The organism is Fulvivirga sedimenti, from assembly GCF_020328055.1.
In genome coordinates this window covers 896,990-915,490 of the sequence record NZ_JAIXNE010000003.1, presented here as the reverse complement: position 1 = coordinate 915,490, position 18,501 = coordinate 896,990, and the positions used below count along the sequence as shown (strand labels likewise).

Below are 18,501 nucleotides of genomic sequence, written 5' to 3'. Positions count from 1 at the left end.
GTTCTTCCATTTGCCTGACAACTTCTGAATTGAAAAATTGATCATGTTCTTTCTGTTCAGTTTTAAAAAATCAGTTTGAATATTAAATAAAGTACCAAACAAGTATGCATAACGAGTAAAACGGAAAAAATGTTCGCTAATTGTAAAAAGTGTTAAAATCGTACAGATATTGTACGTTTTTGAACATACCTGAAATTGCGAATTGTACAATGCTGCTTAAGGAGGCTGATTTAATTCATGGCATATCTATTGTGGTAGAACAACACAACTGAACTTTTTACGTTATCACCGCATGAATCGCATCACTCGTTTTTTTTGGGTATGTTCAGGAGCACATCTTGACACCCTCGAGCAATGTCCCAGTGAGTCTTCCAAATATTCAGGTATCGGGGCAACCATATTTTTCACCGGATTATTTGCTGCCGTTGCTGCAGGTTATGCCTTGTACACTGTTTTCGACAGTGTGATTTGGGCAGGCTTGTTCGGAATCGTCTGGGGATTGATGATTTTTAATCTCGACCGCTATATAGTTTCCGGGATGAGAAAGGAAGGATCACTTTGGAAACAACTGCTTACAGCAACACCAAGACTGTTGCTTGCACTGCTCATTTCTTTGGTAATCGCCAAACCGCTCGAACTCAAAATTTTTGAAAAGGAGATTGGTGAGGAATTGCTTGTGATGCATCAGGAAAAGAAAAAGCAGCAGGAAGAATTGATTCGCGGCAGGTATGAGGCAGATCGTAACCTGGCCGAAAATCAAATCCAAAGTTTGCAGAATGAAATCAATCAGAAAGCCGCGATACGTGATGATCTTGCCCGTATAGCCCGGGAAGAAGCAGATGGAACAGGTGGTACCATGCAACGTAATGCCGGGCCGATCTATAAGATTAAAAAAGCCGATGCCGACCGGGCCGAGGCGGAATTCAATGAAATCAGCAAACGGAACGAGGGCCTGATTGCAGAGCAGCGAACAAGGCTGGTATCTCTTGATAGTGCCATGCTGGCCGACCGTGCTGCTATGAATGCCGAGGTGGCGGATGGTCCTGCGGCCCGAATGGATGCACTAAGCCGTCTTACTGCCAAGAGTAGTGCCATATGGATGGCCAATATTTTTATTATTTTATTATTTCTCGCAGTTGAAACTGCCCCGATCTTTGTGAAGCTGATCTCGTATAAAGGTCCGTATGATAATCAGATTCGGGTAGTTGAATATCCTTTTGAAACCAACAGGGTAGAAAAACTAGCACGAACCACAGCAGAAACCCGGGAGCGCACCTCAGATCTTCCCGACTTCGATCGTAAACATGCCAATGACAAACTTGATGTACTGCTGAAGTCAGGGTAATTGACGTCCTTCACCTTTCCAGTGCCGTTCATTCAACGAATAATGAATGGCCAGGCCGATAAGTGAACTAAGTACTGTTATTAGGAAAAAAAGCATTGAAATCGCAACAGAAATTTCCTGGTTCAGGCCAAATAGCTGCGCTCCGTAGAGAAAAACCAATTCCCTTAACCCAAGTCCGCCTACCGTGATCGGTATGATAGTCGCTACTGAAGATACCAGAAAAATTGCGAGATAGGGTAGGTATTCTTGGTGTATGCCTAATCCGTAAATCAAGGCGACGACGCAGGCCATTTGCAATACCTGAATGCTCAGGGAAAGTCCAAAAGTTGCTGGTAAAATCGAACGAAACGATGGAAATATTCGGTAATACAGGTAGATGCCGAATGGTAAGGCCAAAAGCAGCAACCAATTGATCCAGGACGGGTGGTCCGGCAATCGCGGCATTAATGAAAGTGACATGGTTATAACCAACAGATAAATAGCCATAAGCCCGTTAATCCTGTCGGCGACCATGGCCCTGACTAGAGATGGAAAGGAAGTGCCAAATTTTGAATTTAGCAGGTATGCTTTGTATCCGTCACCTCCTATGCCACCCGGGAGCAGGAGATTATAGAACATCCCGATGTAATAAAGTTTCAGATTGAAATTTACCGAGAGGTATGTTCCTATCCGGCCAAAAAAATTATTCAACCGTACGCTGCTGATTACCTGTGATGCGTTGAATGCGATCAGCGCAAGCAGCAAAAATATTGGATTGGTGGATGTGAGATGTTTTAGGGAAGCACTAAAATCAATTTGTCTGAGGAGCAGATAAAGCGCAAGGACGGTTCCGGCAACCTTAATTATGAATTTTAACCTTTGATTCAATTTTGATCGGTTTGGAGATGATGCGCCTGATTTTATAGGTTGCTTTGTGCTGAGATTCATAATAAGTACGCATAATAAGTTCCGTAATGATGCCGAAAGTAAGAAGTTGAATACCCCCGATCAGGAAGATTGCACCAAGGATGAGTATGGGTCTTCCCCATATATCCTGCCCGAGGATTTTTAAAATGAGAAGATAAAAATAAATTACCGATCCCAGTCCTATGGAAATGAGCCCGGCCGGTCCGAATAAATGAATGGGACGTTTTAAATATTTTTGAAAAAATAACAACAGAATCAGATCGCTTAACACACGCATTGTTCGACCGATCCCATATTTAGATTTGCCAAACTTGCGTGCATGATGCTTTACATTCATCTCCGAAATTCGTGCACCATCGAAACTGGCCAGAATAGGAATAAAACGATGCATCTCTCCATAAAGCTGCAAGTTTTTGGCTGTTTCCCGCCGAAAAACCTTGAGTGTGCAGCCGTAGTCATGGACATGAACACCCGAGATATTCCTGATCACGTAATTGGCAATTTTGCTTGGTAATTTCCTTAGAATAAATCCGTCCTTCCGGTTTTTCCGATTTCCAACGATGAGATCGAGATCCTCCCTGATGAGTTTATCCAGCATTAGAGGGATATCTGCCGGGTCATTCTGCAGGTCAGCATCCATGGTAACAATAAATTCTCCACTGGCCTGTTCAATTCCCGCGGCCATGGCTGGTGTCTGGCCGTAATTCCGGTTGAGGACTACAATGTGATGGGGATCATCCAGATGCCGCCGTAATTCCTCAACAGTACCGTCATTAGATCCGTCATCAACAAAGATTACCTCGTAATTAAACCCCTTTAATGCATTATCAATGCTTTCAACGAGATAAGGAACGTTTTCGCGTTCGTTAAGCATGGTTGTAACCACCGAAATTTTGAGGGGAGCAAGTTCCATCACCAATTAAAAACTGATATAGTAAGCTACGTAATTAATATCTTTTTTGTTCCAAATAAGTAAGCTGCTTATTAGACACTGAATTTACGGATAATTGGTGCATCTGAGGAGAAATTACTGTGTATTACTGTTTTTCCTGACCAGAATCATCTGTTTTGCCAATATTTCCAGCTTTATTTCCCTGATGAATCCTATAGCCGCTGTCGTAATAGAGATGATCAATCCAGGTGATGTTATTGTGCCTGCTTAACACAGTGAGCTGGCCCAATTAATAAGATTTGATTAGAATTCCAGCCCGGAATAAATACTGGGATCAATCATTTTTAGTATTCAGGTTGTTTTATTGGCCAGATAGGTCGATTTCAAAGCAATTCCTGAAATTAAGGAGATATATTTTCAAAATCGTGGGTTAATTATTACCCACATGGTCAAAATATTGATATTTTTGTTCACACATTAAATAAATCAACAACCACATGACTACATTGCGAAAAACGGCCCTTGAAAGGGCAAATAGCCGTCCGAAGATTAAAGTTGAATCGCCTGGACGGATTTCAGAATATTTTGGTCGGGATGTTTTTGGATTACTTGAAATGCAGAAACTCCTTGCTCCCGATGTATTCAAAAAAGTAAGCAGGGCAATAGATGCGGGTACAAAGATAGATATTGAAACAGCCGATGCAGTTGCTTCTGCGGCTAAATCCTGGGCGACCACTAAAGGAGCTACACATTATACTCACTGGTTCCAGCCGCTTACAGGATCTACTGCAGAGAAACACGATACATTTTTTGATGCCCTGTCTGGAATTGAAAAATTCAAGGGAACGGCGTTGGTACAGCAGGAACCGGACGCTTCCTCTTTCCCTAGTGGGGGTATTCGAAGCACTTTCGAGGCACGTGGTTATACAGCATGGGACCCAACCTCACCGATGTTTATTTATGGGGTAACACTCTGTATCCCTACGATTTTTGTTTCCTTTACCGGTGAATTGCTTGACAATAAAGCTCCATTAATGAAGGCAGTTGATGCCGTTGATGCAGCAGCAACCCGTGTAGTACAACTCTTTGATAAGAAAGTAACGCGTGTAAAGCCTTCTTTGGGATGTGAACAGGAATACTTTGTCGTTGATAAAGACCTTTATAACGCGCGTCCGGATCTTGTAATGGGTGGACGTACCGTATTTGGTCATAACCCCGCGAGAGGTCAGCAGCTGGACGACCATTACTTCGGCTCAATCCCTCCCCGTATATACAACTTCATGAAGGATTTTGAGATCGAAGCACTAAAGCTTGGTATCCCTGTGAGTACACGACATAACGAAGTGGCGCCGAGCCAGTTTGAAGTGGCACCTGTATTTGAAGATATCAATGTGGCCACAGATCATAATCAACTATTGATGGATGTGATGTCTAAAGTGGCAGAAGGTCACAACCTGAAAGTCCTTTTTCATGAGAAGCCATTTGCTGGTCTCAATGGAACCGGAAAACACAACAACTGGTCACTCATTACCAATACCGGCATCAACCTGTTCAAGCCGAGCAGCAGTGCCCGTGAGAACCTGCTATTCCTTGTATTCTTCGTGAACACAATTAAAGCGGTATACGAATATGCAGATCTTCTCCGTGCAAGTATCGCCTCTGCCGGCAATGATCACCGTTTGGGTGCCAATGAAGCTCCTCCGGCAATCATGTCGGTCTTCATCGGCTCAACCCTCACATCAGTTCTTGACGAGCTTGAGAAAAACGGAAATGTAAAGGTCGAAAAAGGTGACAACATGTATATGAAGCTGGGTATCGATAAGATCCCTCAGATCATTCTTGATAATACAGACCGTAACCGTACTTCACCATTTGCATTTACCGGTAACAAATTTGAATTCCGCGCAGTTGGAGGTGCTCAAAACGTTGCGGCTCCTATGACAGTCCTGAATCTGATCGTCGCTCAACAGCTGAATGAATTCTATACAGAGGTCGAAAAGGAGATAGGTAAGGGAGCCGAGAAGCGTATGGCCGTTGTAAACGTATTGCGTAAATACATCAAGGACAGCAAAAAAATCCGATTCGAGGGAGACGGTTATTCAGATGAATGGGTGAAAGAAGCTGCAAAGCGCGGACTTGAAAACGTGAAGGATACTCCCCGGGCACTTGATGCTTATATCACCAAGAAATCGAAGAAGATTTTTGAGGCCAACGGTGTATTGAGTGAAAAAGAGCTTGAAGCCCGCAATGAGATTTACTGGGAAAACTACATCATGAAAATTCAGATCGAATCTCGTGTGATGGGTGATCTTGCTGCTAACCACATTGTACCCACGGCCGTTAATTATCAGAATAAGCTGATACAGAATGCGAATGGTTTGAAAGGACTTGGAATTTCGAATAAGGAGGTTGTGAAAGTAATCGAGAAAATTTCGGGATACATTCATACCATTCAGACGGAAGTCGATAGCATGATTGAAGAGCGGAAACGTGTCAACAAGATAGAAGACACACGTGAAAAAGCCATTGCGTATTGTGATGACGTCAAAGGTAAATACTTCGATAAAATCAGATACGCTGTTGATAAGCTTGAGTTACTCGTTGATGATGAGGACTGGCCGCTTGTGAAATACCGCGAGATGCTGTTCCTTCGTTAATGATTAACGGAAAAAAAGAAAAGGCCATTGAAATTTCAATGGCCTTTTTTATGCTGAATGGGAATGTGATTTATTAATGAAACGTAGCTTGTATGCGACCGCCCGCTCCTCGGGGGTCGTTAAAAATATATTGCCATTTCTATCATATTTGACCCACGCTAACGCATGGGTCATTTTTTTATTACTCTTTTGCTCAGATAAAGAAAAACGACCCCTGAGTGACGGGGGTCGCATACGTGAGAGAAATATGGTAAAGAAAAACGACCTCTGAGTAACGGGGGTCGCATATGTGAGAGAAATATGGTAAAGAAAAACGACCCCTGAGTGACGGGGGTCGCATACGTGAGAGAAATATGGTAAAGAAAAACGACCCCTGTGTAACGGGGGTCGCATATGATACGTTCTCTGCAGAATTATTCTCAGTGAGCAGCGAAGGTGGAGCGTGCAAAGGACAGTAGTATATGCCCTGTCGAAATGATTACTTTTTATTTAGTATCGTGCCTAATTCTTCGGTATTACTAAGTACCCGAACTGCAGCCTGAAGATCCGGATCAGCATCAAACGTAGACTCAATAGAGCCCCGTTCCAGGTAATATCTGCCGGCAATCTCCTCTTCCAGAAGGGTTTTAATTTGAGATTTATACAGGTCAAGGTCTTTTTCCTTGCTTTGCTCAATCACTTCTTCAAGCTCGTTCAGCTGGTCCTTGATCAGATCATAGTATTTCTCATCACTGGCATTTTCGATCATATCCTCCAGGTTCTTTTCAACCTGGGTTCTATAGGAGTAATCCTGAGTTTTCAACCAGGATTTGAATGCCTCATATTCCTTATCGGATAACGAAAACTGATCGGCTGCCGGAATTTCCGGGTTATCATAGTAATACCGGGTGGCGTAATCGAACAGTATTCCTTTCGTTTGAAGTACATAAGCAATAGCGGAAATATCTTCGCCTTCTACGCTGATATCAGGATCAATTCCGCCGCCATCAAACACTTTTCGGCCATTTTTAGTGGTAAACTCGGTTTTCAGGGAATCCGGAATTTTACCTACGCTTCCGTCAGGTCTGCGATGAGAATAATCCAGCGCCTGAATGCATCTTCCTGATGGAGTATAGTACTTGGCGGTAGTTACTTTAAGCTGTGAATTATAGGAGAGGGGACGGCTTACCTGAACCAGTCCTTTGCCAAATGACTTTTCACCCACAATAACCGCACGGTCATAATCCTGAAGCGTCCCCGCTACAATTTCAGAAGCGGAGGCACTGCCGCTGTTGATCAGTACAGCCAGTGGTATTTCCGTATCCACAGGGTTGTCCAGTGTTTTGTAAGTCTGGTTGTTATCTTCAATTTTTCCCTTGGTGGAAACGACGTCCATGCCCTTGGGAATAAAAACATTGGTGGTATTGACCGCTTCAAGTAACAGACCTCCGGGGTTTCCGCGAAGATCGAGGATGATTTTTTTCGCACCCTTTTCCTTCAATGCCTGAACTGCATTTTTTACTGAGCGCCCTGCCTGGTCGGTGAACTCGGTTAATTTAACCATTCCAATATCTGCCGTTACCATGCCGAAATAGGGGACATTTTCGATTTTCACCTTTTCCCGCTTGAAAGTTAACTTGATGGGGGTTGGTGTATTATAGCGCCTCACGGTCATTTCCACATCCTTGTTGGATTGACCCTTCATCAATTCATTTGTTTCATCACGGGATAGATTTTCAATTGAAACCCCGTTGATGGCAATCACTTCATCACCGATCTTTAGTCCGTTCTTCTGTGCTGAGTATCCGTCCATCAGCATGATTACCTTTACTTTTCCATTAATGCGACCGGTAACGGCACCAATTCCGCCATACTCACCACTGCTTTGGGTTCTGAAATCCTCAATGTCGTCCTCTGGAATATAATTCGTGTACGGATCAAGACTTGCCAGCATGGCATCAATTCCTGAGCGCATCAGCGTATTCGGATTCACCTCGTCTACATAGAGCGCATTTACCTCTTTATAAAGGGTGGCAAAGATGTCCAGGTTCCGGGCGATATCGAAATAACGGTCATCCGGGCCATTGAACGAAAAGAAAATTACCGGGGCAGCGGCCAGGGCAAATACCCATCCCATTTTTCGTAAGGAAGTACGCATATGATCTCGTGGTTTAATCAGGGAAACGTAAGCAGAAAGCTTTTGGTTTCCCTTGTAAGGCATTCATTCAACATTGAAGATACTCAATTCTGTGTAAACCGGATATTATAAAACCCGGAATCTCCGGGTTTTATAATGATTGTAATCGTTTTATGAGAGAATATCAGGCGGTTATATTGGACGGGTTGAAACGGAAAATCTTTTCTAGTCCGTCATTTGAATTCATCGACACGTTCAGATCATGTATGAGACCATCTTTCAGGCTATATACCCAACCGTGAATGTAGGGGAATTCACCTGTTTCCCATTCTTCCTGGACAAATGAAACTTTAGCCAGATTCCCAACCTGCTCAATAATGTTCAATTCAACAAAACGATCAAACCTCTTTTGATCATCCTTGATATTGTTCAACTCCTCTTCATGGGTGCGATAGACATCCTTGATATGCATCAGCCAGTTGTCTAAAAAGCCTAATTTCTCATTGCTCATTGCCGCCTTAACCCCACCGCAGCCGTAATGTCCGCAGACGATGATATGCTTCACTTTTAACACTTTCACCGCATAGTTTACCACGCTCAAAAGATTACTATCGGTGTGCACAACCATATTGGCAATGTTGCGCTGGACGAAAATGGATCCAGGCAAGGCATTCGTTATTTCAGTGGCCGGAACCCGACTGTCGGCGCATCCGATCCATAAAAACTTAGGATGTTGACCTTCTGAAAGTCGTTCAAAGAAATCCGGCTTCATTCGAAGGGTATTCCGAACCCAGTTGATATTCCCTTCCTGCAATTCTTTAATACTATTTGGCATGATATTGATCTTTATGTGATATTAACTTCAATTTAATTATTTATTAAATAGCATGGATAGTCCCTGCTACCCTAAAACACCCGGTTGGTTATCATGAACCGATTTAAGCTTTAGCTCAATATTTTTGTACTGGGCTGTTTCCTTAAAATTTTCGATGACCTCAAGGACATCGTAATCAATATTTCGTGTGCCCGACCCATCGATCGTTACAATGGAATTTTCGGGCAATTTCCGAAGTGTAAGTAGCATACTTCCCTTGTTAATGAATGTAACCTCTTCAGCCAGTTTGATTGTGATCCTTTGCCGGTGGCCATCCTTATCTTCTTCGAACCGGTAGGGCGATCGGTAAACGTTTCGTAAGATATAAAAGATGGCAACCCCCATACCAATCAGAATTCCCTGCAGCAGGTCTGTAAACAAGATCGCGACTACCGTCACAATGAAAGGCACAAATTGTTTCCACCCCAGTTGATACATTTTACGAAACAGAGAAATTTTGGTTAGTTTATATCCTACGACCAACAGGATTGCCGCGAGTGCCGATAATGGAATCAAATTCAGAATTGTTGGGATTAAGATAATGGAAAGCAACAGCAGCACTCCATGAATTACAGCCGACATTTTTGATCGTGCACCAGCATCGATGTTCGCGGAACTTCGCACGATTACTGAAGTCATCGGAAGCCCTCCGATCAGACCTGCGACCATATTCCCGATACCCTGCGCCCTTAATTCCCTGTTGGTGGAGGTGATCCTTTTCAGGGGATCGAGTTTATCTGTTGCCTCGATGCATAGCAGCGTCTCAAGACTCGCAACAATAGCAATGGTGAAGCCAGCGATATAGACATTAATATTGGTCAGTATCCCGAAATCAGGAAATGTAAACTGCCCCAGGAATTCAGCCGTGGAAGCAGCCACAGGTATGGTTACAAGATGCTCACCATGAAGGGCCCAGTCAGAATTATTTCCGTCGAAATATTGATTCAGCAGGATGCCGGCAGCAACCGCTACAAGACCTCCCGGAATAAGTTTGAATAACATTTTCTGACGGATCGCCGGGATCTCCCATATCAGTAAAATGGCCAGACATACTACACAAATGATGAGTGCTCCGGGCTGTATGAATTCTGTCGCACGAAGAATTTCAGTAAAAGTATTTTCACCATCCGCCTGAAAAAATGATAAGTCGCCCTCATAATCTGCATCCCAGCCAACCGCATGGGGAATCTGCTTCATGATCAGGATAAGTCCGATGGCTGCAAGCATTCCCTTGATGACGGAGGAAGGAAAGTAATGGCTGATGATTCCGGCCTGTGCCACACCCAATGCAAACTGGATGATCCCCGCAATTACGACTGCAGCGAGGAATGCTTCGAAACTACCCAGGCTGAAAATTGCATCCAGAACAATCACGGTAAGTCCGGCCGCCGGACCGCTAACACTCACATGTGATCCGCTGAAGAATCCAATGACGATACCCCCGATGATCCCTGATATAAGTCCGCTGAACAATGGTGCCCCCGATGCAAGTGCTATTCCTAGGCAGAGTGGAAGGGCCACCAGGAATACCACCAGTCCGGATGGAAAATCATTTTTCAAATTTGAGAATAATCCCGTTTTCATAAATGGCTGATTGAATGTAATCCCGAAGGAATACAGGTTAAAGTTATGGAGTTGATCTTGTGGCGTTAACTGGTCAGGTATCGCTGCCCCGCTCCGGAGGGGGAGTGAACACATCCGAATGAACCATGCTTAAATATGGATTCAGTAATTCCGGAATGTTGTTGTTTTCCTGCAAAGTAATTCCGTCTGTTAATCCAGGCGAATAAGCGTAAAAGTCCTTTCCGTCCTCACATTCGTTTTCATGCTGATCTCCTGCGGGTTGATGATCGTCTGCCGGCAGGTGGTAACATGCTGAGTCTTCTGAATAAACCACCGAAAGGATAGGGGGTGTAACGAAGGACAATACCAGGCTGAGACTGATCAGAAATGTTAGGATGGTGGATTTATTCATATAATGATCAGGCATTCGTGCTATTGCCCGGATTGATATACTTTCAATTTAATTATAATGGATGTAAATAGATAGTTTCCCTAAACCAAATATTATTTGGTTTAGGGAAACGGGCAATTATTGTAAGTATATAAAATACTATAAATCAGATATATAGAATCATTTACTTAAAGTATATAATTAATTTATTCTTTTCGAATTTTAGCCTGCTTTATTATATAAGCGTTGTTAATCCTGGATGAGATTACCGCTTATCAGATTAAATGTAACGGTTGATCCATTGATAATAAGACTGGCGGTTCCGTCTCCATTAAAGGTGATGGAACCCTTTAAGGTATAGGATCGGTCACTACGGGTAACCTGAATTTCATAAAGGCCGGATCCTGAAATGATGGTTTGTGTTTCAGGGTCAATTGTAAGTGAGGTAAGCGTAATATCCACATTTGAGCTGCCGTTGATATTTTCCCGCTCCTTCACGTTATATTCTCCGGATCGGTCATAGGTTCCGTTGTAAACCAGGTTTTGATTGGCATCCAGTGAGATTTCAAAATCTCCGTTTCCGTCATGTGACCAGGTGAGTTTTGGGCCGTCGAAGGAGCCACTGTAGGTAAAATCAACGGAAAGGCTGACGGGTACTTGTATGGAACTGCAATTTACAGATACGTCGTAGCTGTAGCTGTAATTATACGTTACCATACTTCCATCAGTACTCGATATTTGCTCAGACCCGCTGTCTGTATAATCACATACCGCACTTCGCCCATTGGCAGAACCCTGCGCCGTTTGGTAAAGGGCCACTGATTCCTGGAGGAGTGCATTAACACCGTAAGTGTTGGAGGCTACCGATGCTGCAACCAACAGTGAAACTTCTTCGGAAGCTTCGGGACTGATTTTTTCACCTTCATCATTACAGGCGGTGAGGAAACCAACGGTAATCAGTGCTGACAAAAATAGGATGTTCTTCTTCATTGTTAAAAAATTTGTTCCATGTTGATACACCGTTTTGTGGAGGCGTAACCGTCATTCAACGATTAAATCCACCACTTGTGGACTTGATTCCTTTCTGTTGTATATTTTCACATAATAATGAACGATCGAACTATTGGCAGTGAGTCATTTCAGGGCATTCGAATGGATCGCATGGAGGATATCTATGACCGATCCGGCGGGAGGCCCGGTGAACCCCACCGGCATGACTACTTCACCATCGTATGGGTACACAAGGGTAACGGAACTCATTTGATTGACTTTACCAATTACTCGTTAGGTGAGAATCAGATGTATTTCATATACCCCGGTCAGATTCATCACCTGGTGACAAACAACAGACCACAGGGCTGTGTAATCAGCTTTACCGCAGAATTTCTCTCTGCCAATAATATTTCCATGAGCTTTCTGGAACGCATCAATTTATTCAGAACAGGTAGTGACTCTTCCCCGCTCATCATTCCCGAAAATTTGATCGACAGATTTGATCAACTATTTACGCTGATGTATGACTTGTATGAATCTTCCATATCTTACAGGTCTGAAGCTCTTGGCTCATTACTGAAGCTTGTCCTTGTGCTTTCGAATGAAGCATGCGCGAGACCGGAAACGAATCATCAGCATGAACAGGGAACTTCGTTGCTCAGTCAGTTTCGTAACCTGGTGGAATTAAATTATTCCAGGGAGCATAAAGTCCAATGGTACGCTGGAGCCCTGTTCATTACACCCAAACACCTGAATGCAGTTGTCAAGAATCTGCTCGGACAAACCGCAAAGGAATTTATTCAGGACCGGATTGATACCGAAGCCCGCAGGTTATTGCTGCATACCGACCTTACCGTTAAGGAAATTGCCTTCCGTCTTGGCTTCAGCGATCCCCTTCATTTCAGTCGCTACTTTAAGAATCATACGGGCCGTTCCCCGAGTGAATTCAGAATCTGAGACAATTTCCGACATTTTGCTATGATAACAAGTGATATCTCCATGATCATTTCTTCAAATTATGCGTTATAACATATAAATAGAAAATTTGAGCTATGAAAACAATATTGCACAAATCAAATACAAGGGGTCACGCCAATCACGGATGGCTCAATTCATATCATACGTTTAGTTTTGCAGGCTATTATGATCCGGAGCGGGTACATTTTGGTAAACTCCGTGTGCTGAATGATGATACTGTTGCCCCGGGCAGGGGATTTGGAACACATCCCCACGACAATATGGAAATTATTTCCATTCCGTTATCCGGAGACCTGGAGCATAAGGATAGTATGGGAAATACCACAGTAATCAAGCAGGGAGATGTTCAGGTGATGAGCGCCGGAACGGGCGTATTTCACAGCGAGTACAATAAGAATCAGGATCAGGAAGTGAAATTCCTTCAGATCTGGGTTTTTCCGAATAAAAAGAATGTGGAGCCCAGGTATGACCAGATTTCAATTGGCGAAATTGCCGAGAAAAATGCCTTTTATCAGATCCTGTCACCTAACGCTGATGACCAGGGTGTCTGGATACACCAGGATGCGTGGTTCCATATTGGTGAATTTGATCAGGGCGCTGCTGCTGAATATTCGATCCATAAGGAAGGAAACGGTGTTTATGCATTTGTGCTTGACGGGGAAGTAGAGATTGGTGAACAAAAACTTGCCACGCGTGACGGATTGGGCATTCTGGAAACGGATGCATTCCAGCTGAAGGCATCATCGCCATCGCGTGTTCTGTTAATGGAAGTACCTATGAATTGAGAAATGATGATAGAAACAATAGATATAAAACAGGCAAAAACGAGGTACAATGTACTCGATGTGATCCGCAAGAGGTGGAGCCCGAGGTCATTCAGTAAATACCCGCTCATGCCAGAGGAAATTGAGACGCTGCTTGAAGCGGCTACATGGGCACCAAGTGCGATGAATGAACAGCCATGGAGGTTTGTAGTGGCCTCAAAAGAGGATGAGGAAAAGTTCAGGAAGCTGGCAGATTTTCTTGTTCCCGGAAACCGGGTATGGGCCGAAAATGCAGCTGTATTAATGGTTGTTTTCGGGGTAACAACCTATGCCAGAAATGGGAAGGAAAATATCAACGTCGGGCATGATGTTGGGATGGCCACCCAGAACCTGCTGCTGCAGGGCGTAAGTATGGATGTTTACGGCCATGTGATGGAGGGTTTTGACAAGGATCGGGTTATAGAGGAATTTCAATTACCCGATAATATACGGCCTTTAACCATGCTTGCACTTGGCCGGCTGGATGTTCCGGATCTGCTTGAAGAACCGTATTACTCACGCGAACAGAGTCCTCGTACCCGCCGTTCGGTGGAAGATTCAGTAATATCTTTTCCGGAGATGTGACTTTTTAGTCAAAGCCGGTTATAGTAATAAAGCGCTTCGTCAGGGAAGAGTCGTGACTGCATGAAGTGTTGAAATCAGGATGTCCGCAGTTCGCGCTGCGGACATTTCTTTTTATTCCGGTTCGGCCCTGTTGACTTTTGGTGAATAATGTCGTTTGAGCCATTTGCTCAGTCCTTCATATCCGGGGAAAAGAACGCGTTCATTGATATTTACCTGGTCGAGTTTGTCCCGGATTTCCCATTTCAACTCAGAGGGTATTCGGATGCGAAAGTACATTTCAGGTTTATTCAAAAGCCAGTCATCAAGCATAAGCCCGGGGTGCGACATAAATGTAAATATTGCATACTGGTTAACAATCCTTGAGTCAAGTGATGGTGGTTCAAAAGGAACTACAAACTCATCTGTCTGGCTGGTAAGCTCGGTGATATTATTGTAGGCTTCATTCAGCATTTCTGTCGTAAAGGAATTCGATCCAACAAGTCGAAGCTGATTACGTAAATTATCCGGAAGATAATTCTTAAGTTCCTCATAATTTAGCGCCCATATGACCCCATCACGATTAAACTGGGTTATATCAGCCGTAGCAAAATGTAAGGCCACCAGGGGTGAATAGGTCCAGTCGAGCAGCCGGGTGGGAAGGCCGTGATGTTGTGCCAGCGCGAGCCAGTCCCAGTCGGTATTATTAACAATATCCGGCCGGTGCGCGTATTTCTTGAAATTTCTCAGCAGGTGGAATTCCAGTTTTTCGTAGGGTCCTCCCAGCCGGGTCAGCGATGTCTTTAGTCGGTACTCAAATTGGGATAAGCCACGATAAATAAAAGGGGAACGCACTCTGCCAAGCCGGTCATTAAAAGCATCCTGAAACAATAGTTCCTGTAATTCCAGCCAGCTGGATGGGGTAAGGGCCTCCTTCAAATCCATAGTTTTTCTGCGATGATCGATTGAAAAGTTATCTAATTTTTCCCGATTCCTCCGAATATTTTATTAAATCTGTTATTCTGAATTACGCTTTCCATAGAGCTGACCTACCCGGAAGGCAGCAGATAATGCCGCCGGTATCTCAGCCTCTGCCTGAATCACTTTGGCTTTGGCTTCCTGTGTACGTGCTACCATTTCCTGTTCCAGTGCCACGGCCATTGCTCTTTTTTCCTCGGCTTTCGCTTTCGCGATATTCAGGTCGGCCGCTGCCTGGTCAATTTGAAGTGCCGCTCCAATATTTTCCCCCACATCCAGATCGGCGATGTCGATGGAGAGAATGTCAAAGGCTGTACCACTGTCAAGGCCGTTGGCAAGCACCTGCTTGGATATGCTTTCGGGACTTTCAAGTACTTCGGCGTAATGTCGCGCGGTTCCGATCCGTGAGATGATGCCCTGGCCAACGCGTGCTTTGATTGTTTCTTCGCCCGCTCCTCCAACAAGACGCTGGATATTACTGCGAACGGTTACGCGGGCCACGGCCACCAGCTGGATACCATCGACTGAAACCCCTGTGATGGCTGGTACTATCACGACATATGGAGTTACAGAAACCTGTACCGCTTCCAGTACATTTCGGCCCGCCAGATCAATGGCGGTAGCCTGTTTGAAGGTCAGATCAAGGTTCGCCTTATCGGCAACTATGAGTGCTTTAATTACGGCTTCCAGGTTCCCGTTGGCCAGGTAGTGTGTTTCCATCTGATTGGTGGAAATATGTTCAATGCCAGCTTTATGGGCGATAATCATGGAACGAACAATCAAGCCGGGAGGAACTTTCCGGAATCGCATAAAAACCAGGTCGAACAGGTTGATCTTAACACCTGTAAACTGGGCGGTGATCCAGAGATTGATGGGGAAAATGAAATTCAGTAACCAGATTCCTGCCAGAATGACTGCAATAGTAAGAAGAGAAGGTACAGCCATAGTAAGTTTGTAATGAGTGTTCCGGCAAGGTACATCATGTTGATCATAATTTTGATGTTCATAATGTTTATTTGGCATTTGTGCCATTTTTCCAACCTTAAAGCCTGCTTCCGGGTCATGAAAGAAAATCAAAAATGGCGGCATTGAAATATTTTGTTCCGATTGTAGTGTTGATATGGATCACCGGATGTGCAAACGATTCCGGGAAGGAGATTTTCGACAATACCCTTTCCGGGGAATGGTATTTGGCGGAAGTATTAGCAGATCCGGGCGACGGCAGTGGCACCTTTCAGCCAACAACACAGGAATTGAAGCTGCAAATCTTTTCTTCAGGCCTCTATATCTCGTCTGAATCACTTTGCAACGCGGGATCCGGAATGAGCGGCACCTTTGATATAGAGGAGGGCAAAATCTATCCTGTGAATTGTAATTATTCGTTGGGTTTTAAAGTCGAGGAGGGTGAATTATATGTCTATTTTCCCTGTATCGAACCTTGTGCTTATAAATTCAGAAGAAAATAATCTGCTAAATCTTAGTTGATTATATCATGTTGTTTTGCGCTACTCAATGGAGGATGTTGCATTTTCAATCAGCCGAACATAGTAGCGTATCGCATTTTCAAAATCCTCCACTGAGAGCCGCTCGTTTATTCCGTGAAATGTCTTGATGGTTTCCGGTGTCAGATGGATAGGCGTAAACCGGTAAACATCATCGCTAAGCGGATAATAGTACCGTGAGTCCGTGGCACCAACCACCAGGTTCGGCGAAGTGAGCGCTTCCGGGAATATCTCCTTAATTGTGTTGCGTATGGTTACGAAACCATGAGAATCGGTAGATGAGGATTGAGGTGCTTCAGAATTAAAACTTCCCTCACCAATTACAATTCGGTCATCATTGATCAGGCTTGCAACACGATTTTTTACGTCCTGGATGCTTGTTCCTGGCAAAATCCTGAAGTTGACAGTGGCATTGGCCGTGTAGGGGATTACATTTTCTTTGATTCCTGCATTAAAAATGGTGGGTGCCGTGGTGGTGTGCAGCATGGCCGAACCTGATGCTGATTCAGAAAAAGAATTCATGATGACCGGCTCCAGCAACCACCGGTTTGCAAAGGCCACTTTTTGAGTGAAGGGCATTTCGGGACCAAGATGATCCATAAAATCATTTACAGGCTGGGTTACTTCTGCCGGGAAAGGGTTGTCCTTAAGTTTGACAACTGCCCTGGCCAATACATCGATCGCTGATTCCTCCCCGGGCATGGATGAATGTCCGCCTTCGAGGGCAACCGATAGCTTTAGTGATACAAATCCTTTTTCTGCGGTTCCGATAAGTGCCACGTCTTTGTCGATACCGGGTACAAGTCCTTGTGAAATCGCGAATCCTTCATCCAGCACGAATTCAGCCTTTACTCCCTTATTTTTCAAATGTTCAACAATGGCAGTGGCACCGTTTATACCACCGATCTCCTCGTCGTGACCGAAACAGAGATATATGGTTCGGTTGGGCTGAAAGCCCCGGCTTAATAATAATTCGACCGCTTCCAGGTTTCCGATGACACTCACCTTATCGTCGATGGCGCCGCGGCCATAGATCATGCCATTCCGGATCTCACCGCCGAAAGGAGGGTGGTCCCATTTATCGATATTTTCTTCGGCAACAGGCACTACATCCATATGACCCATAAGAATCACCGGCTTTAGGGATGGGTCTGTGCCTTTCCACTCATAGATCAGACTGAAAGTATTGATTTTGGTGATACCAAGCAGCGAGTCAGCCAGCGGGTAGGTGGTTTTAATAAATTCATGAAACCGGAAAAATGCGGCAGAATCGATCTTTGAAGGATCTTCATTGGATACAGTGGGAATGGTGATCGCCTGCGACATGTGCTCTTTAGCGGATGCCGGGATATCGATCTTCGGTACCGGATCCACATGAACCTGCTGAGAATCGAAAGTGAATGTGTTAAAAAGCATCACGGCAATCAGGAAAATAAATATGGTAAGGAGGGAAAGGAAAATCTTTTTCATGTCGGGTCTTATCATTCTTCGAAAGTTAGTTATCCGGGGGGATAATGCAAATCTGAATAGAAATTAACATTAGTATTGATGTGATTTGCTATTTCAATTTAAATCAAGTCCTGAACAGTGAAATTCCCACATGTATATTGGATAAGAATTCAGGTTTAATCATATTTGCATCCCATTCGGGATTGATTGATCCCGGAATACGCCCAGGTGGCGGAATTGGTAGACGCGTTGGTCTCAAACACCAATGGCTTCGGCCGTGCCGGTTCGACCCCGGCCCTGGGTACTTTTGAGAATGAGAATGAGAAGCAGAATGATGTTTTTCATTCTCATTTTCATTTTAGATCAGTTTAAGACCCATTCTCATTTTCGTTCTCATTATTAATATTATTCATTAGAAAGAATGATATCATTCTTTCTAACTCAAACATATTTAGAAGCAGAATGATATTCCCAATTTCGGTTTGTCCGTCGT

Annotated in this window: 16 protein-coding genes and 1 tRNA gene; 7 read left to right on the top strand and 10 right to left on the bottom strand. The window is 44.1% G+C overall.

The genetic code is table 11. The annotated features are described in order from the left end of the window. The first annotated feature begins 292 nt into the window (after window positions 1-292). Window positions 293-1,345 carry a DUF4407 domain-containing protein gene (locus LDX50_RS16405; RefSeq protein ID WP_225698389.1) on the top strand — a complete coding sequence of 351 codons (1,053 nt, stop codon included), beginning with the start codon at window positions 293-295 and terminating at the stop codon, window positions 1,343-1,345. Here the strand turns inward: LDX50_RS16405 and LDX50_RS16400 are convergent. Both LDX50_RS16400 and LDX50_RS16395 read right to left on the bottom strand, forming a co-directional pair. Continuing rightward, window positions 1,337-2,212 carry a lysylphosphatidylglycerol synthase transmembrane domain-containing protein gene (locus LDX50_RS16400; RefSeq protein ID WP_225698388.1) on the bottom strand — a complete coding sequence of 292 codons (876 nt, stop codon included), beginning with the start codon at window positions 2,210-2,212 and terminating at the stop codon, window positions 1,337-1,339. The two genes, LDX50_RS16405 and LDX50_RS16400, sit on opposite strands and share 9 nt — an antisense overlap. Continuing rightward, complete coding sequence (locus tag LDX50_RS16395; RefSeq protein WP_225698387.1) at window positions 2,184-3,164, bottom strand: glycosyltransferase family 2 protein; 981 nt, start codon at window positions 3,162-3,164, stop codon at window positions 2,184-2,186. Before LDX50_RS16395 ends, LDX50_RS16400 begins: the two co-directional genes overlap by 29 nt. Before the next feature lie 476 nt (window positions 3,165-3,640). On the opposite strand from LDX50_RS16395, the gene LDX50_RS16390 reads away from it, so the two are divergent. Beyond that, window positions 3,641-5,800: a glutamine synthetase III family protein gene (locus LDX50_RS16390; protein ID WP_225698386.1), complete on the top strand. Its 2,160-nt coding sequence runs from the start codon at window positions 3,641-3,643 to the stop codon at window positions 5,798-5,800. A 478-nt stretch (window positions 5,801-6,278) separates the two neighbouring features. Here the strand turns inward: LDX50_RS16390 and LDX50_RS16385 are convergent, their stop codons facing one another. From LDX50_RS16385 to LDX50_RS16365, 5 genes are all read right to left on the bottom strand, one after another. Further along, window positions 6,279-7,937 carry a S41 family peptidase gene (locus LDX50_RS16385; protein WP_225698385.1) on the bottom strand — a complete coding sequence of 553 codons (1,659 nt, stop codon included), beginning with the start codon at window positions 7,935-7,937 and terminating at the stop codon, window positions 6,279-6,281. Between the two features lie 163 nt (window positions 7,938-8,100). Next, window positions 8,101-8,751 carry a carbonate dehydratase gene (gene can, locus LDX50_RS16380; RefSeq protein WP_225698384.1) on the bottom strand — a complete coding sequence of 217 codons (651 nt, stop codon included), beginning with the start codon at window positions 8,749-8,751 and terminating at the stop codon, window positions 8,101-8,103. Between the two features lie 66 nt (window positions 8,752-8,817). Beyond that, complete coding sequence (locus tag LDX50_RS16375; RefSeq protein ID WP_225698383.1) at window positions 8,818-10,374, bottom strand: SulP family inorganic anion transporter; 1,557 nt, start codon at window positions 10,372-10,374, stop codon at window positions 8,818-8,820. A 73-nt stretch (window positions 10,375-10,447) separates the two neighbouring features. After that, complete coding sequence (locus LDX50_RS16370) at window positions 10,448-10,765, bottom strand: hypothetical protein (protein ID WP_225698382.1); 318 nt, start codon at window positions 10,763-10,765, stop codon at window positions 10,448-10,450. 228 nt (window positions 10,766-10,993) lie between these two features. Then, the gene (locus LDX50_RS16365) at window positions 10,994-11,734 is read right to left on the bottom strand and encodes a hypothetical protein (protein WP_225698381.1); all 741 of its coding nucleotides are present in this window, start codon (window positions 11,732-11,734) and stop codon (window positions 10,994-10,996) included. Window positions 11,735-11,851: 117 nt separating this feature from the next. Between LDX50_RS16365 and LDX50_RS16360 the strand changes: the two genes are divergently transcribed. The 3 genes from LDX50_RS16360 to LDX50_RS16350 all read left to right on the top strand — a co-directional run bounded on the left by LDX50_RS16360 (window position 11,852) and on the right by LDX50_RS16350 (window position 14,103). Next, on the top strand, window positions 11,852-12,694 hold the full coding sequence (locus LDX50_RS16360; protein WP_225698380.1) for an AraC family transcriptional regulator: 843 nt from the start codon (window positions 11,852-11,854) through the stop codon (window positions 12,692-12,694). Between the two features lie 95 nt (window positions 12,695-12,789). Further along, window positions 12,790-13,500 carry a pirin family protein gene (locus LDX50_RS16355; protein ID WP_225698379.1) on the top strand — a complete coding sequence of 237 codons (711 nt, stop codon included), beginning with the start codon at window positions 12,790-12,792 and terminating at the stop codon, window positions 13,498-13,500. A gap of 3 nt (window positions 13,501-13,503) precedes the next feature. Further along, the gene (locus tag LDX50_RS16350; RefSeq protein ID WP_225698378.1) at window positions 13,504-14,103 is read left to right on the top strand and encodes a nitroreductase family protein; all 600 of its coding nucleotides are present in this window, start codon (window positions 13,504-13,506) and stop codon (window positions 14,101-14,103) included. 111 nt (window positions 14,104-14,214) lie between these two features. Here LDX50_RS16350 and LDX50_RS16345 read toward each other — a convergent pair whose 3' ends face one another. Both LDX50_RS16345 and floA read right to left on the bottom strand, forming a co-directional pair. After that, a complete protein-coding gene (locus LDX50_RS16345) occupies window positions 14,215-15,024 on the bottom strand; it encodes an FRG domain-containing protein (RefSeq protein WP_225698377.1) in 810 nt (269 codons plus the stop codon). A 72-nt stretch (window positions 15,025-15,096) separates the two neighbouring features. Continuing rightward, window positions 15,097-16,002 carry a flotillin-like protein FloA gene (gene floA, locus LDX50_RS16340; RefSeq protein ID WP_225698755.1) on the bottom strand — a complete coding sequence of 302 codons (906 nt, stop codon included), beginning with the start codon at window positions 16,000-16,002 and terminating at the stop codon, window positions 15,097-15,099. Window positions 16,003-16,136: 134 nt separating this feature from the next. Here floA and LDX50_RS16335 point away from each other — a divergent pair, with 134 nt between their 5' ends. Next, on the top strand, window positions 16,137-16,523 hold the full coding sequence (locus LDX50_RS16335; RefSeq protein WP_225698376.1) for a hypothetical protein: 387 nt from the start codon (window positions 16,137-16,139) through the stop codon (window positions 16,521-16,523). A gap of 39 nt (window positions 16,524-16,562) precedes the next feature. On the opposite strand, the gene LDX50_RS16330 is transcribed toward LDX50_RS16335, so the two are convergent. After that, window positions 16,563-18,044 carry a M20 family peptidase gene (locus LDX50_RS16330; protein ID WP_225698375.1) on the bottom strand — a complete coding sequence of 494 codons (1,482 nt, stop codon included), beginning with the start codon at window positions 18,042-18,044 and terminating at the stop codon, window positions 16,563-16,565. A gap of 186 nt (window positions 18,045-18,230) precedes the next feature. On the opposite strand from LDX50_RS16330, the gene LDX50_RS16325 reads away from it, so the two are divergent. Continuing rightward, a tRNA-Leu gene (locus LDX50_RS16325) sits at window positions 18,231-18,312 on the top strand. Window positions 18,313-18,501: the final 189 nt, after the last annotated feature.

Coding starts and splice junctions, on each gene's coding strand:
- LDX50_RS16330 (WP_225698375.1), bottom strand. CDS start 18,044: ATGATAAGACCCGACATGAAAAAGATTTTCCTTTCCCTCCTTACCATA.
- LDX50_RS16365 (WP_225698381.1), bottom strand. CDS start 11,734: ATGAAGAAGAACATCCTATTTTTGTCAGCACTGATTACCGTTGGTTTC.
- LDX50_RS16345 (WP_225698377.1), bottom strand. CDS start 15,024: ATGGATTTGAAGGAGGCCCTTACCCCATCCAGCTGGCTGGAATTACAG.
- LDX50_RS16375 (WP_225698383.1), bottom strand. CDS start 10,374: ATGAAAACGGGATTATTCTCAAATTTGAAAAATGATTTTCCATCCGGA.
- LDX50_RS16385 (WP_225698385.1), bottom strand. CDS start 7,937: ATGCGTACTTCCTTACGAAAAATGGGATGGGTATTTGCCCTGGCCGCT.
- LDX50_RS16370 (WP_225698382.1), bottom strand. CDS start 10,765: ATGAATAAATCCACCATCCTAACATTTCTGATCAGTCTCAGCCTGGTA.
- LDX50_RS16360 (WP_225698380.1), top strand. CDS start 11,852: ATGAACGATCGAACTATTGGCAGTGAGTCATTTCAGGGCATTCGAATG.
- floA (WP_225698755.1), bottom strand. CDS start 16,002: ATGGCTGTACCTTCTCTTCTTACTATTGCAGTCATTCTGGCAGGAATC.
- LDX50_RS16395 (WP_225698387.1), bottom strand. CDS start 3,164: ATGGAACTTGCTCCCCTCAAAATTTCGGTGGTTACAACCATGCTTAAC.
- LDX50_RS16390 (WP_225698386.1), top strand. CDS start 3,641: ATGACTACATTGCGAAAAACGGCCCTTGAAAGGGCAAATAGCCGTCCG.
- can (WP_225698384.1), bottom strand. CDS start 8,751: ATGCCAAATAGTATTAAAGAATTGCAGGAAGGGAATATCAACTGGGTT.
- LDX50_RS16405 (WP_225698389.1), top strand. CDS start 293: ATGAATCGCATCACTCGTTTTTTTTGGGTATGTTCAGGAGCACATCTT.
- LDX50_RS16335 (WP_225698376.1), top strand. CDS start 16,137: ATGGCGGCATTGAAATATTTTGTTCCGATTGTAGTGTTGATATGGATC.
- LDX50_RS16355 (WP_225698379.1), top strand. CDS start 12,790: ATGAAAACAATATTGCACAAATCAAATACAAGGGGTCACGCCAATCAC.
- LDX50_RS16350 (WP_225698378.1), top strand. CDS start 13,504: ATGATGATAGAAACAATAGATATAAAACAGGCAAAAACGAGGTACAAT.